Below are 13,456 nucleotides of genomic sequence, written 5' to 3'. Positions count from 1 at the left end.
CCCTCGGTCGGTGCCGATCAGCGGGCCGTCAGAGCCCCCGTCAGTGCCAGCTCAGTGCCCTCTCAATGCCCGCTCAGTGCCCGCATCAGTGTTCAGCGTCCTGCCACGAACGTCCCACCCCGACGTGCACGTCCAGCGGCACGTCGAGCTCGGCCGCCCCACCCATCTCGCGACGCACCAGCGCCTCCACCGTGTCCCGCTCCCCCGGCGCGATCTCGAGCAGCAACTCGTCGTGCACCTGCAGGAGCATCCGGGAGCGCAGGTCCTCGGCGCGCAGCGCCCGGTCGACGCCGAGCATCGCGACCTTCATGATGTCGGCGGCCGAGCCCTGGATCGGGGCGTTGAGCGCCATCCGCTCGGCCATCTCGCGACGGTTGCGGTTGTCGCTCGTGAGGTCGGGCAGGTAGCGGCGGCGCCCGAGGATGGTCGCGGTGTAGCCGGTGGCGCGCGCCTCGGCGACCACCTCGCGCAGGTAGTCGCGGACCCCGCCGAACCGCTCGAAGTAGCCGTCCATCAGCCCCTGGGCCTCGGCGGTGGAGACGCGCAGCTGCTTGGACAGGCCGAACGCCGACAGCCCGTAGGCCAGGCCGTAGCTCATCGCCTTGACCTTGGACCGCATCGCGGACGTGACGTCCTCGGGCTCCACCTGGAAGACCCGGGACCCGACGAACCGGTGGAGGTCCTCTCCCGTGCGGAAGGCCTCGATGAGACCCGCGTCGCCGGACAGGTGCGCCATGATGCGCATCTCGATCTGGCTGTAGTCGGCCGACATCAGCGACTCGTAGGCGACCGGCTCGTCGCCGTGGCGGCCGTGCCCCACCACGAACACCGAGCGGATCCGGCGCCCCTCCTCGGTGCGGATGGGGACGTTCTGCAGGTTGGGCTCGGTGGAGCTGAGCCGCCCCGTGGCGGCCACCGTCTGCAGGTAGGTCGTGTGGATGCGCCCGTCCTCGGCGACGGACTTGCGCAGCCCCTCGATCGTCGACCGGAGCTTGGCCGCGTCGCGGTGGCGCAGCAGCGCCTCGAGGAAGGGGTGCTCGGTCTTGACGAACAGGTCCGCGAGCGCCTCGGCGTCGGTGGTGTAGCCCGTCTTGGTGCGCTTGGTCCGCGGCATGTCCAGCCGCTCGAACAGCACGACCTGCAGCTGCTTGGGCGAGCCGAGGTTGATGCTGTCGTCGTCGATGGCCGTGTGGGCGTCCGCCTGGGCCTGGGCCACCATGTCGGCGAAGTGCGACTCCAGCCGGGCGAGGCCCTCCTCGTCGACCGCGATGCCCACCCGCTCCATCTCCGCGAGGACCCCGAGCAGGGGCAGCTCCACGTCGGCGAGGAGGTCGCGCTGCCCCGTGGCGACGAGCTCGCGGTCGAGGACGGCGGACAGGTCGAGGACCGCGCGGGCCCGCACCATGGAGGCCTGGGCCTCGGCGTCCTGGTCCGCCGTGAAGTCGAGCATGCCCTGGCCGTCGCCCGCACCCTCGACCCGCAGCTCGCGCTGCAGGTGCCGCAGGGTGAGGTCGGCCAGGTCGTAGGACCGTTGGTCGGGCCGCACGAGGTAGGCCGCCAGAGCGGTGTCCAGCTGGACCCCGGCGAGGTCCGTGAAGCCGCGGGCCGCCAGGGCGTGGAGCTGGCCCTTGGCGTCGTGCAGGACCTTGGGCACCGACGCGTCGGCCAGCCAGGCGCCGAGGGCGCCCTCGGCGTCCGGGGTGAGCGACGCCACGTCGAGGTAGGCGCCGGCCCCGTCCTCCGCGGCGAGCGCCACCCCCTCGACGTCTCCGGTGCCGCGGGCCCACCGTCCGTCGACGACGAGACCCACGGTCCCCGACCGGCCGTGGCTCTGCAGCCACTCCGCGACCTCGGTGGTGTCCAGGACGGCCCCGTCGAGGTCGAAGCCCGACTCCGCCTCCGGCTCGGCGGACTCCACGGTGGCGAAGAGCCGGTCGCGCAGCACCCGGAACTCCAGGCCGTCGAACACCTGGTGGACCTCGTCGCGCTCCCAGTTGGCGCGCTGCAGGTCGTCGATGCCGAACGGCAGGTCGACGTCGTGCACCAGCTGGTTGAGCTGCCGGTTGCGCAGGACCTGGTCGAGGTGGGCGCGCAACGACTCCCCCGCCTTGCCCTTGATCTCACCGACGTGCTCGACGATCCCCGCGAGGTCGCCATACTGCGTGATCCACTTGGCCGCGGTCTTGGGCCCGACCCCCGGCACGCCCGGGAGGTTGTCGGAGGTCTCACCCACCAGGGCCGCCAGGTCGCTGTAGCGCTCGGGGGTCACGAGGTACTTGGCCTCGACGGCCGCGGGGTCCATCCGCCAGACCTCGGAGACGCCGCGCACGGGATAGAGCAGGGTGGTGCGCTCGTCGACGAGCTGGAAGGCGTCCCGGTCGCCCGAGCAGATCACCACCTCGTCGAGGCCGGCGGCGGCCGCCTGCGTCGTGAGGGTCGCGATGATGTCGTCGGCCTCGAAGCCCTCGACCTGCACGTGCGGGATGCGCATCGCGTCCAGCACCTCCTGGATCAGCGACACCTGGCCCTTGAACTCGTCCGGCGTCTTGGCGCGGCCCGCCTTGTAGTCCGCGTAGGCCTCGGTGCGGAAGGTCTGGCGGGACAGGTCGAAGGCGACGGCGACGTGCGTCGGCTCCTCGTCACGCAGCAGGTTGATCAGCATCGAGGTGAAGCCGTAGACGGCGTTGGTGGTCTGGCCCGTCGTCGTCGAGAAGTTCTCGGCCGGCAGGGCGAAGAACGCGCGGTAGGCCAGGGAGTGTCCGTCGAGGAGCAGAAGTCGCGTCACGCATGGCAGCCTAGGCCGTATGACCGACACACCGGCAACAGCGACCGAGTCCGACCAGCCCACCCCTCTGGACCAGCTCCGGGACGCGGGTCGCGGCACGCTGATCGAGCGGATGGCGATCGAGCTGACCGAGGCGTCGGCCGAGCGCTGCTGCGGCACGATGGACGTCGAGGGCAACACGCAGCCCTACGGCCTGCTCCACGGGGGTGCCTCGGTGGTCCTTGCCGAGACCCTCGGCAGCATCGCGGCCATGCTGGCCGCAGGACCGGGCCGGTATGCCGTGGGCGTCGACATCAACGCCACGCACCACCGGTCGGTGCGATCGGGAGCGGTCAACGGGGTCGCCACCGCGGTGCACGTCGGCCGGACGACGGCGTGCTACGACGTCGTGATCAGCGACGAGCAGGGGCGACGCGTCTGCACCTCGCGGATCACCTGCGCCCTGCGCGACGAGGCCTGAGCCGCGTCACGCCCACCTCGTCAGGGATCGCCCGTCAGGACGGATGCATCAGGACGCGCTGGCGCGGGGCTGGACGATCTCGAGCGGCTGGGTGAGGCCGGTCCGGGCCCGCAGCGAGCGGCGCCGGGCCAGGACCTTGTCGAAGGGGCGGCCCTCCTCGCCGCTCAGGCGCCGACGCAGGGCTGCCGGTGAGGTGATGCGCCGCGTGACGGTCGAGGCGAACCCCATGCGGGCGAAGAACCGGTTGAGGTCGCGCGACTGGCTGGGGACGTTGCACACGACGTGCGTGGCGCCGGTCTGCTCGGCCAGCAGCGCCGCCTTGGCGAGGAGCAGGTGGCCGACGCCGCGTCCCCGACGGGCCGGGGTGACGTAGAGGATCTCGACCGTGACGCAGGCCGAGTCCGTCAGCGCGCTGAGGGGATCGCTCGTGGCGACCATGAGCCCGACCAGGTCGTCGTCATGCTCCGCGACGAGGGTCGTGACCCCCGGGCGGCTGAGCACCTGCTCGAGGCGCTCCGCACCCACCTGGCGACCGGTGGCGTCGCCGGTCGGCGTTGCGTCGGCCAGGGCCTCGGTCCACAGACGGTGCACACCGGCCCAGTCCTCGGGCCCGACCAGCCGCGCGACGGTCCACGACCGTGCCATGAGAAACCTCCAGGGAATCGCCGGGACGAACAGGTGGCTCATGCCTCCCCCGAAGCACTCTCCACGGAGAATATGGCACGGCCCCTCGTGGTTTGGATAGCCGGGGTGGCCCCGATCGATTCTGCCGGGCCCAGAGGCCGGTCCGTCGCCCACCGCCTGCGACCGGACGCCTACTCTGCGCCTATGAACGCTGCCTTTCCCGGCCTCGGCACGGTCGTCAACGTCGTCGCCGTCGTCCTCGGAGCCACCCTCGGCATGATGATCGGCAACCGGCTGCCCGAGCGCACCCGGTCGATCGTGACGGACTGCCTCGGCCTCACGACGCTGCTGATGGCGCTGCTGTCGGCCTGGGAGGTCACCTCAGCCAGCCTGACCGACGCCGTGGGGTCTGGCGCCCCCATGCTCATCGTCCTCGGCTCGCTGCTGCTGGGCGCGATCCTGGGCTCGGCCTTGCACATCGAGCGGCGCCTGGAGGGCCTGGCCGGAGCGGTCCAGCGTCGCGTCCACCGCAGCACTCCGGCGGCGGACGGCGACGGCGCTCAGGCCCACGCGGAGCGCGAGCGGTTCATCGAGGGCTGGCTGACGGCGAGCCTGCTCTTCTGCGTCGGGCCGCTCACCATCCTGGGATCGCTCAACGACGGCCTCGGCCGGGGCATCGACCAGCTCGCCCTCAAGTCCGTCCTGGACGGCTTCGCCGCGCTGGCGTTCGCCTCGACCTTCGGGATCGGGGTGCTGCTGTCGGCCGTCTCCGTGGCGGTCGTGCAGGGCGCCCTGACGATCGTCGGCGTCCTGCTGGGCTCGGTCCTGCCGGAGGCCCACATCGCGGCGCTCACCGCCACGGGCGGCCTGCTGCTGGTCGCGATCGCGCTGCGGCTGCTGCGGATCCGGGAGATCCCCGTCGGGGACCTGCTCCCGGCCCTCGTGGTCGCCCCGCTGCTCACCCAGCTGGTGGTCGCGCTCCGCTGACCCGGCAGCCCGTCCCCTCCCCTAAGAACCACAAGATCGTGAGGGTTTGGTCCAAGAATCTTGGACCAGACCCTCACGATCTTTGAGGTCGTGGGGCTACTTCTTGGCCTTGTCGTCGCCCATGCCGGTGATAACCGCGTCGGCGACCTGCTTCATGCCCATGCGGCGGTCCATCGCGGTCTTCTGGATCCACCGGAAGGCGTCGGCCTCGCTGAGCTTGAGCTTGGCCATCAGCACGCCCTTTGCCCGGTCGACGGACTTGCGGGTCTCGAGCCGCTCGGACAGGTCGGCGATCTCGGACTCCAGCGCTTGGTACTCGGCCCAGCGCGAGACCGCGATGTCGATCGCCGGGGCGAGGTCCGCCGCGGTGAACGGCTTGACGATGTAGGCCATGACACCTGCGTCACGAGCGCGCTCCACGAGCTCGGTCTGGCTGAACGCCGTGAGCATCACGACCGGGCAGATCTTGGCGTTGCCGATCTGCTCCGCCGCCGAGATCCCGTCCAGGACAGGCATCTTGACGTCCATGATGACGATGTCCGGCTTGTGCTCGGCCGCGAGCTCCACGGCCTGCTCGCCGTTGCTGGCCTGGCCGACGATCTCGTGGCCCGCGTCGCGGAGCATCTCCACCAGGTCGAGTCGGATGAGGGCTTCGTCCTCGGCGACGAGGATGCGGCGGCCGGTCGTCATGGGGTGCTCAGTCACCCCGTCACTCTAGTCGTACGCAGGCGACCGGGGCGACCTGGGAGTCCCCGTCGACGAGGGCTGGTGCCGAGGGCGGGACTCGAACCCGCACGCCCTTGCGGGCGGAGCATTTTGAGTGCTCTGTGTCTGCCATTCCACCACCCCGGCGAGGTGCCCGCCCATGCTACCGGCCGAGGGTCGTCGGCCGGCACGGGCGGGCGGCGCCCCGCCGTCAGGCGGGCGTCTCGTCGAGGGTGCGGCCCATCCGGTGGTTGATGGAGTCGCCCATGCGGTGCACGCGCACGGAGTTGGTCGAGCCCTGGACGCCCGGCGGCGTGCCGGCGACGATGACGACGTAGTCGCCCTCCTCGACGCGGCCGGCGGCCAGCAGGGCCAGGTCGACCTGCATGACCATCTCGTCCGTGTGGCTCGCGTCGGGCACCAGGAACGTCTCGACGCCCCACGACAGCGACAGCCGCGACCGCGTCGCCTGCTCCGGGCTGAACGCCAGCACCGGGATGCTGCAGCGCAGGCGGGACAGCAGGCGCGCGGACTTGCCGGACTGGGTGAAGGTGACCAGGTAGCGCACGTCCAGGTGACGCGCGACGTCGACAGCGGCCTGCGTGACCGCGTCCCCCACGTGCCAGCGCGGCTCGGGCGTCGGGAGCACGCGGGACAGGCCGTGCTCCTCGGTCGACTCGATGATCCGGGCCATGGCCTGGACGGTCTCGATCGGCCACTTGCCGACCGAGGTCTCGCCGGACAGCATGATCGCGTCGGCGCCGTCGAGGACGGCGTTGGCGCAGTCGGAGGCCTCGGCGCGGGTCGGCCGGGAGTTCTCGATCATCGACTCGAGGACCTGGGTGGCGACGATGACGGGGCGGGCATACTTGCGGCACAGCTCGATCGCGCGCTTCTGCACGATCGGGACCTCCTCGAACGGCAGCTCCACGCCGAGGTCGCCGCGGGCGACCATGACGGCGTCGAAGCGCTGGACGATCTCCTCGAGGTTGTCGATCGCCTGGGGCTTCTCGATCTTGGCGATGACGGGGACGCGCCGGCCGACCTCGTCCATGATGCGGTGGACGTCGTCGACGTCGGCGGCGGAGCGCACGAAGGACAGGGCGACCATGTCGCAGCCCAGCCGCAGGGCGAAGCGCAGGTCGGCCTCGTCCTTGTCGGACAGGGCCGGGACGCTCACGGCGACGCCGGGCAGGTTGATGCCCTTGTTGTTGGAGACGAAGCCGCCCTCGACGACCTCGGTGACCACGTCGGTGTCGGTGACCTCGACGGCGCGCAGGCCGACCTTGCCGTCGTCGATCAGGAGGCGGTCCCCCACGGACACGTCGCCCGGGAGGCCCTTGTAGGTCGTGCCGACGCGGTCCTGGTCGCCCTGGACGTCGTCGGTCGTGATCGTGAACCGGTCACCCTTGGTCAGGAGGATGGGGCCGTTGGCGAACCGGCCGGTGCGGATCTTGGGGCCCTGCAGGTCGACCAGCGTGCCCACGGCGCGGCCGACCTCGTCGGACGCGGCCCGGACGTTGGCGTAGACCTGCTGGTGGTCCTCGTGCGACCCGTGGGAGAAGTTGAGGCGAGCCACGTCCATCCCGGCAGCAACCAGCTTGCGCATCTGCTCGATGGAGGATGTGGCCGGCCCGATGGTGCAGACGATCTTGGCTCGGCGCATGACCTCCATCCTAGTGCAGTGGCGTGCGCCACAGAGCCATCCCGCGGCGGGCGGCGAGGTGGCCGGCGCGGTCCGCGCAAGACCCCACGGACAGCCGTATGCCGCCCGCCCGGCGTGAACCGGGCGGGCGGCATACGGCTGTCCCTGTGGCGGAGGAGGTCAGACCACCAGGGGTCGGTCCGTGGGCTCGACCGGCCGCGGCAGGCGCGAGATCCCACCGGTGAGGTAGGCGTCGACGCCCTGCGCGGCGCTGCGTCCCTCGGCGATCGCCCAGACGATGAGCGACTGGCCGCGGCCCGCGTCGCCCGCCACGAAGACCCCGGGCACCGAGGTCATGAAGCTGGCGTCGCGACGGATGTTGGAACGCTCGTCCAGGGCCACGCCCAGCTGGTCGACGAGGCCCTCGCGCTGCGGGCCGAGGAAGCCCATCGCCAGCAGCACCAGCTGCGCGGGGATGACGCGCTCGCTGCCCTCGACCTCCTCGAACCGCCCGTCGCGCATCTCGACCTCGGTGATCCGCAGGCCCGCGACGTTGCCGTCGTCGTCGCCCACGAACTCCTTGGTGCTGACGGCGTAGACGCGGTCGCCGCCCTCCTCGTGCGCGCTGGCGACGCGGTAGAGCATGGGATAGGTCGGCCAGGGCTGGTTGGCGGGGCGCAGCTCGCCGGGACGGCCCATGATCTCCAGGCTGGTGACCGAGCGGGCGCCCTGGCGGATGGACGTGCCGAGGCAGTCGGCGCCGGTGTCACCGCCGCCGATGATGACGACGTCCTTGCCCTCCGCCGTGACCTGTCCCTGGACCTGCTGGCCGAGGGCCACGCGGTTGGCCGGGGGCAGGAAGTCCATGGCCTGGTGGATGCCGCCGAGCTCGCGCCCCGGGACCGGCAGGTCGCGCGGCACCGTCGACCCGATGGCCAGCACGACGGCGTCGAAGCGCTCGCGCAGCTGCTGGCCGGTCAGGTCCTCGCCGACCTTGACGCCGGAGCGGAAGACGGTGCCCTCCTGGGTCATCTGGTTGAGCCGCCGGTCGAGCACGGCCTTCTCCATCTTGAACTCGGGGATGCCGTAGCGCAGCAGGCCGCCGGGCTTGTCGGCGCGCTCGTAGACCGCGACGGTGTGGCCGGCGCGGGTCAGCTGCTGGGCCGCCGCGAGGCCGGCCGGGCCGGACCCGACGACCGCCACGCGCTTGCCCGACAGCCGCTCCGGCGGCTGCGGGTCGACGCGCTGGGCCTCGAAGGCCCGCTCGACGGTGGTGACCTCGATCTGCTTGATGGTCACCGGGTCCTGGTTGATGCCGAGGACGCAGGCCGTCTCGCAGGGGGCCGGGCACAGGCGGCCGGTGAACTCCGGGAAGTTGTTGGTCGCGTGCAGCCGGTCGATGGCGTCGCGCCAGTCACCGCGCCAGGCCTGGGTGTTCCACTCGGGGATGAGGTTGCCGAGCGGGCACCCGCTGTGGCAGAAGGGGATGCCGCAGTCCATGCAGCGGCCCGCCTGTCGCTGGAGCTGGTCCACGGGCTGCGCCTCGTAGACCTCCTTCCAGTCCTGGATGCGCACCGGCACCGGGCGCCGCTGGGGCAGCTCCCGCTGGCGGTTCTTCAAGAATCCACGAGGGTCAGCCACGAGAAGCCTCCATGATGCGGTCCCAGACCTCGTCGCCCTCGAGGTCCAGTCCTTCGGTCTCGGCCTGGGCACGGACGTCCAGCACGCGCTGGTAGTCGCGGGGCAGCACCAGGGTGAAGCGGGCGTAGGCCGCCTCGAGGTCCTCCAGCAGGGCCGCGGCCACCGTGGAGTCGGTCCAGCGCAGGTGGTCGCGGAGCAGGCCCTCGACCACCGGCTTGTCCAGGTCGCGCAGCGGCAGCACGTCGACGAGCTCGGTGTTGACCCGGTCGGTGCGCGCGTCGAGCAGGTAGGCGACGCCGCCGGACATGCCGGCCGCGAAGTTGCGGCCCGCCTCGCCGAGGATCATCGCCATGCCGCCGGTCATGTACTCGCAGCCGTGGTCGCCCACGCCCTCGACGACGGCGGTGATGCCGGAGTTGCGGACGCAGAAGCGCTCGCCCACCGTGCCGCGGAGGAAGACCTCGCCGGTCGTCCCGCCGTAGCCGATGACGTTGCCGGCGATGACGTTGTCCTCGGCGACCAGCGCGCTCTGCTCCCCCGGTCGCACGACCACGCGGCCGCCGGAGAGGCCCTTGCCGACGTAGTCGTTGGCGTCGCCGAAGAGCTGGAGGGTCACGCCGCCGGGGAGGAAGGCCCCGAGGGACTGCCCGGCCGAGCCGTGCAGCCGGACCGTGATCGTCCCGTCCGGCAGGCCGTGCGGGTTGGCCCGCGTGACCGCGTTGCCGAGCATGGTGCCGACCGTGCGGTTGACGTTGCGGACCTGCGCGTCGAAGGACACGGGCTCGCCGCCGTCGATCGCCGTGCGTGCCCGCTCGATCAGCTCGCTGTCGAGCGCGTGCTGCAGGCCGTGGTCCTGCTCGTGGGTCTGGTGGCGCGCGGCGCCGTCCAGCGGCACGGCCTCCGCGAGGACCGGCGACAGGTCGAGCCCGCTGGCCTTCCAGTGGTCGATCGCCTTGCGGGTGTTGATGACGCCCGTCTGGCCGATGGCCTCCTCGATCGTGCGGAAGCCCAGCTCGGCGAGCAGCTCGCGGACCTCCTGCGCGATGTACTCGAAGAAGGTCTCGACGAACTCGGGCTTGCCGGAGAACCGCGCCCGCAGCTCGGGGTTCTGCGTGGCGACGCCGACCGGGCAGGTGTCGAGGTGGCAGACGCGCATCATGATGCAGCCGGACACGACCAGCGGGGCGGTGGCGAAGCCGAACTCCTCGGCCCCCAGCAGCGCGGCCACGACGACGTCGCGCCCGGTCTTGAGCTGGCCGTCGGTCTGCACGACGATCCGGTCCCGCAGGCCGTTGAGCACCAGCGTCTGCTGGGTCTCGGCCAGGCCGATCTCCCACGGCGCACCGGCGTGCTTGAGCGACGTGAGCGGCGAGGCGCCCGTGCCGCCGTCGTGCCCGGAGACCAGCACCACGTCGGCGTGCGCCTTGGACACGCCCGCCGCGACCGTGCCGACGCCGATCTCGGAGACGAGCTTGACGTGGACGCGGGCCTGCGGGTTGGCGTTCTTGAGGTCGTGGATCAGCTGGGCCAGGTCCTCGATCGAGTAGATGTCGTGGTGCGGCGGGGGTGAGATCAGGCCGACGCCCGGGGTGGAGTGCCGGGTGCGGGCCACCCACGGGTAGACCTTGTGGCCGGGCAGCTGACCGCCCTCGCCGGGCTTGGCGCCCTGCGCCATCTTGATCTGGATGTCGTCGGACTCGGTGAGGTAGAGGCTGGTGACGCCGAACCGGCCGGACGCGACCTGCTTGATCGCGCTGCGCCGCTCGGGGTCCATCAGCCGGTCGACGTCCTCGCCGCCCTCGCCGGTGTTGGAGCGGGCGCCGAGGCGGTTCATCGCGATCGCCAGGGTCTCGTGCGCCTCCTTGGAGATCGAGCCGTAGCTCATCGCCCCGGTGGAGAACCGCTTGACGATCTCGCTGACCGGCTCGACCTCCTCGACGGGGATCGAGGGCCGGTCGGAGGCGAGGTCGAACAGCCCGCGCAGCGTCATCAGGCGCTGGGCCTGGTCGTCGACGCGCTGGGTGTACTGCTTGAAGATGTCGTAGCGCCGCTCGCGCGTCGAGTGCTGCAGGCGGAACACCGTCTCGGGGTCGAACAGGTGCGGCTCGCCCTCGCGGCGCCACTGGTACTCGCCACCGACGGGCAGGGTGCGGTGCGCCTGGCGGACGCCGTCGACGGGGTAGGCCGTGACATGGCGCGCGGCCACCTCGTCGGCCACGACGTCCAGCCCGATGCCGCCGAGCTGGCTGACCGTGCCGGTGAAGTAGGTGTCGACCAGCTCCTGGGACAGGCCGATGGCCTCGAAGACCTGCGCCCCTCGGTAGGACGCGACGGTCGAGATGCCCATCTTGGACATCACCTTGAGCACGCCCTTGCCGAGCGCCTTGATGAGGTTCTTGACGGCCTGCTCGGGGGTGACGCCCTCGATGATGCCCTGGCGCACCAGGACCTCGACGGACTCCATCGCGAGGTAGGGGTTGATCGCGGCGGCGCCGTAGCCCACGAGCAGCGCGACGTGGTGCACCTCGCGGACGTCCCCGGCCTCGACGACCAGACCCACCTCGGTGCGCAGCTTCTCGCGGATCAGGTGGTGGTGGACGGCCGACGTGAGCAGCAGGGACGGGATCGGTGCGTTCTCGCGGTCGGAGTCGCGGTCGGACAGTATGACGAACCGCGCGCCGCCACGGATCGCCGCCGTGACCTCGGCGAAGATCTCCTCGAGCCGCGCCCGCAGGCCCTCGGCGCCCTCGTCGACGCGGTAGAGGCCGCGGACGACGTGGGTGGCGTAGCCGGGCAGGTTGCCGTCGGCGTTGATGTGGACGATCTTGGCGAGCTCGTCGTTGTCGATCACGGGGAAGGACAGCTCGACCTGGCGGGCCTGGGTGGCGCTCGGCACCAGCGCGTTGCCCTCCGGACCGACGGACGTGCCGAGGGAGGTGACGAGCTCCTCGCGGATCGCGTCCAGCGGCGGGTTGGTGACCTGCGCGAACAGCTGCGTGAAGTAGTCGAACAGCATGCGCGGCCGGCTGGAGAGCATGGCGATGGGGGTGTCGGTGCCCATCGACCCGAGGGCCTCGGCTCCGTTGATCGCCATGGGGGTCAGCAGGATCCGCAGCTCCTCGAGGGTGTAGCCGAAGGTCTGCTGACGACGCGTGACCGAGGCCGCGGTGTGCACGATGTGCTCGCGCTCGGGCAGGTCGGACAGCTTGATGACGCCGGCCTCGAGCCACTCGGCATAGGGCTTCTCGGCGGCGAGCGTGGACTTGACCTCGTCGTCCTCGACGATCCGGCCGGCCTCGGTGTCGACGAGGAACATCCGGCCCGGCTGCAGGCGCCCGCGGCGGACCACGTGCTGCTCGTCCAGGGGCAGGACGCCGGACTCGGAGGCCAGGACGACCAGACCGTCGTCGGTGACCCAGTAGCGGCCCGGCCGCAGGCCGTTGCGGTCGAGCACCGCGCCGACCAGCGAGCCGTCGGTGAACGTCACGCAGGCGGGCCCGTCCCAGGGCTCCATGAACATCGAGTGGAACTCGTAGAAGGCCTTGCGGGCGGGGTCCATCTCGGCGTGGTTCTCCCACGCCTCGGGGATCATCATCAGCACCGCGTGCGGCAGCGACCGGCCACCGAGGTGCAGCAGCTCGAGGACCTCGTCGAAGGACGCGGAGTCCGACCCGTCCGGCGTGCAGATCGGGTAGAGGCGCTCGAGGTCGCCCGGGATGACGTCGCTGCGCAGCATCGACTCGCGCGTGCGCATCCAGTTGCGGTTGCCCTTGACGGTGTTGATCTCGCCGTTGTGGGCGATGTATCGGTAGGGGTGCGACTTGGGCCAGGACGGGAAGGTGTTGGTCGAGAACCGCGAGTGCACCAGGGCCAGCGACGTGGCGAACCGCTCGTCCGACAGGTCGGGGTAGAACTGCTCGAGCTGCGCGGTGGTGAGCATGCCCTTGTAGACCAGGGTGCGCGCGGACAGCGACGGCAGGTAGACGTGCGCCTCGTGCTCGGCGCGCTTGCGCAGGCAGAACGCCAGCCGGTCGAGCTCGAGGCCCTGGCGGCGACCGGTGATGTCGGAGACGAACAGCTGGGCGAAGTGGGGCATGCAGTCGCGGGCGACCTGACCGACGCAGCCGGGCTCGACCGGCACCTCGCGCCAGCCGAGGACCTTGAGGTTCTCCTCCGAGGCGATCTGCTCGATCGTGCGGACGGCCTCGGCCCGCTCGGCCTCGTCCTGGGGCAGGAAGGCCGTGCCCACGGCATACGTGCCGGCGGCGGGGAGCGGGAAGCCCGCGACACCGCGGAGGAACTCGTCGGGCACCTGGGTGAGGATGCCGGCGCCGTCGCCCACGAGCGGGTCGGCGCCGGTGGCGCCGCGGTGCTCCAGGTTGGTGAGGGCCAGCAGGGCCTGGTCGACGATGTCGTGACCGGCGGTGCCGCGCAGCGTGGCCACCATGGCGACCCCGCAGGCGTCGTGCTCGTTGTCCGAGCGGTAGAGACCCTGGTCCGCGGGCTGGGCGCCGAAGCGCGCGAACGTCGGGGGGACCTGGGTGCTTGGGGGGTTCGCGGACGTCGCAGACGACTGGGACATCAGGTGATCACCGTCCTCCGTGCTGGG

General features: G+C 71.4%; 8 protein-coding genes and 1 tRNA gene. 2 read left to right on the top strand and 7 right to left on the bottom strand.

The genetic code is table 11. The annotated features are described in order from the left end of the window. Positions 1–85 precede the first annotated feature (85 nt). Positions 86–2,785, bottom strand: coding sequence for a DNA polymerase I (polA, locus tag K313_RS0103645; protein WP_019286073.1), 2,700 nt, complete (start codon positions 2,783–2,785; stop codon positions 86–88). Between the two features lie 19 nt (positions 2,786–2,804). Here polA and K313_RS0103640 point away from each other — a divergent pair, with 19 nt between their 5' ends. Then, positions 2,805–3,245 carry a hotdog fold thioesterase gene (locus tag K313_RS0103640; protein ID WP_019286074.1) on the top strand — a complete coding sequence of 147 codons (441 nt, stop codon included), beginning with the start codon at positions 2,805–2,807 and terminating at the stop codon, positions 3,243–3,245. A 48-nt stretch (positions 3,246–3,293) separates the two neighbouring features. Here the strand turns inward: K313_RS0103640 and K313_RS22035 are convergent, their stop codons facing one another. Continuing rightward, complete coding sequence (locus tag K313_RS22035) at positions 3,294–3,890, bottom strand: GNAT family N-acetyltransferase (protein ID WP_019286075.1); 597 nt, start codon at positions 3,888–3,890, stop codon at positions 3,294–3,296. A gap of 183 nt (positions 3,891–4,073) precedes the next feature. Between K313_RS22035 and K313_RS0103630 the strand changes: the two genes are divergently transcribed. After that, positions 4,074–4,856: a DUF554 domain-containing protein gene (locus tag K313_RS0103630; RefSeq protein ID WP_019286076.1), complete on the top strand. Its 783-nt coding sequence runs from the start codon at positions 4,074–4,076 to the stop codon at positions 4,854–4,856. Positions 4,857–4,952: 96 nt separating this feature from the next. Here K313_RS0103630 and K313_RS0103625 read toward each other — a convergent pair whose 3' ends face one another. The 5 genes from K313_RS0103625 to gltB form a co-directional block, all read right to left on the bottom strand. Next, positions 4,953–5,546, bottom strand: coding sequence for an ANTAR domain-containing response regulator (locus K313_RS0103625; protein WP_019286077.1), 594 nt, complete (start codon positions 5,544–5,546; stop codon positions 4,953–4,955). Positions 5,547–5,622: 76 nt separating this feature from the next. Continuing rightward, positions 5,623–5,708, bottom strand: a tRNA-Leu gene (locus tag K313_RS0103620). A 64-nt stretch (positions 5,709–5,772) separates the two neighbouring features. After that, positions 5,773–7,227 (bottom strand): pyruvate kinase, encoded by a 1,455-nt coding sequence (pyk, locus tag K313_RS0103615; protein ID WP_029210475.1) that lies wholly within the window; start codon positions 7,225–7,227, stop codon positions 5,773–5,775. A 159-nt stretch (positions 7,228–7,386) separates the two neighbouring features. After that, entirely contained in the window at positions 7,387–8,847 is a 1,461-nt protein-coding gene (locus tag K313_RS0103610) for a glutamate synthase subunit beta (protein ID WP_029210474.1), read from the bottom strand. Then, positions 8,840–13,429, bottom strand: coding sequence for a glutamate synthase large subunit (gltB, locus tag K313_RS0103605; protein ID WP_029210473.1), 4,590 nt, complete (start codon positions 13,427–13,429; stop codon positions 8,840–8,842). Before gltB ends, K313_RS0103610 begins: the two co-directional genes overlap by 8 nt. Positions 13,430–13,456 lie beyond the last annotated feature (27 nt).

The organism is Arsenicicoccus bolidensis DSM 15745, from assembly GCF_000426385.1.
GTDB classification, from domain to species: Bacteria; Actinomycetota; Actinomycetes; order Actinomycetales; family Dermatophilaceae; genus Arsenicicoccus; species Arsenicicoccus bolidensis.
Note: the sequence above shows the minus strand (reverse complement) of the source record. Positions and strands in the feature narration are given on the sequence as shown.

Coding starts and splice junctions, on each gene's coding strand:
- K313_RS0103630 (WP_019286076.1), top strand. CDS start 4,074: ATGAACGCTGCCTTTCCCGGCCTCGGCACGGTCGTCAACGTCGTCGCC.
- pyk (WP_029210475.1), bottom strand. CDS start 7,227: ATGCGCCGAGCCAAGATCGTCTGCACCATCGGGCCGGCCACATCCTCC.
- K313_RS0103640 (WP_019286074.1), top strand. CDS start 2,805: ATGACCGACACACCGGCAACAGCGACCGAGTCCGACCAGCCCACCCCT.
- K313_RS0103625 (WP_019286077.1), bottom strand. CDS start 5,546: ATGACGACCGGCCGCCGCATCCTCGTCGCCGAGGACGAAGCCCTCATC.
- K313_RS22035 (WP_019286075.1), bottom strand. CDS start 3,890: ATGGCACGGTCGTGGACCGTCGCGCGGCTGGTCGGGCCCGAGGACTGG.
- gltB (WP_029210473.1), bottom strand. CDS start 13,429: ATGTCCCAGTCGTCTGCGACGTCCGCGAACCCCCCAAGCACCCAGGTC.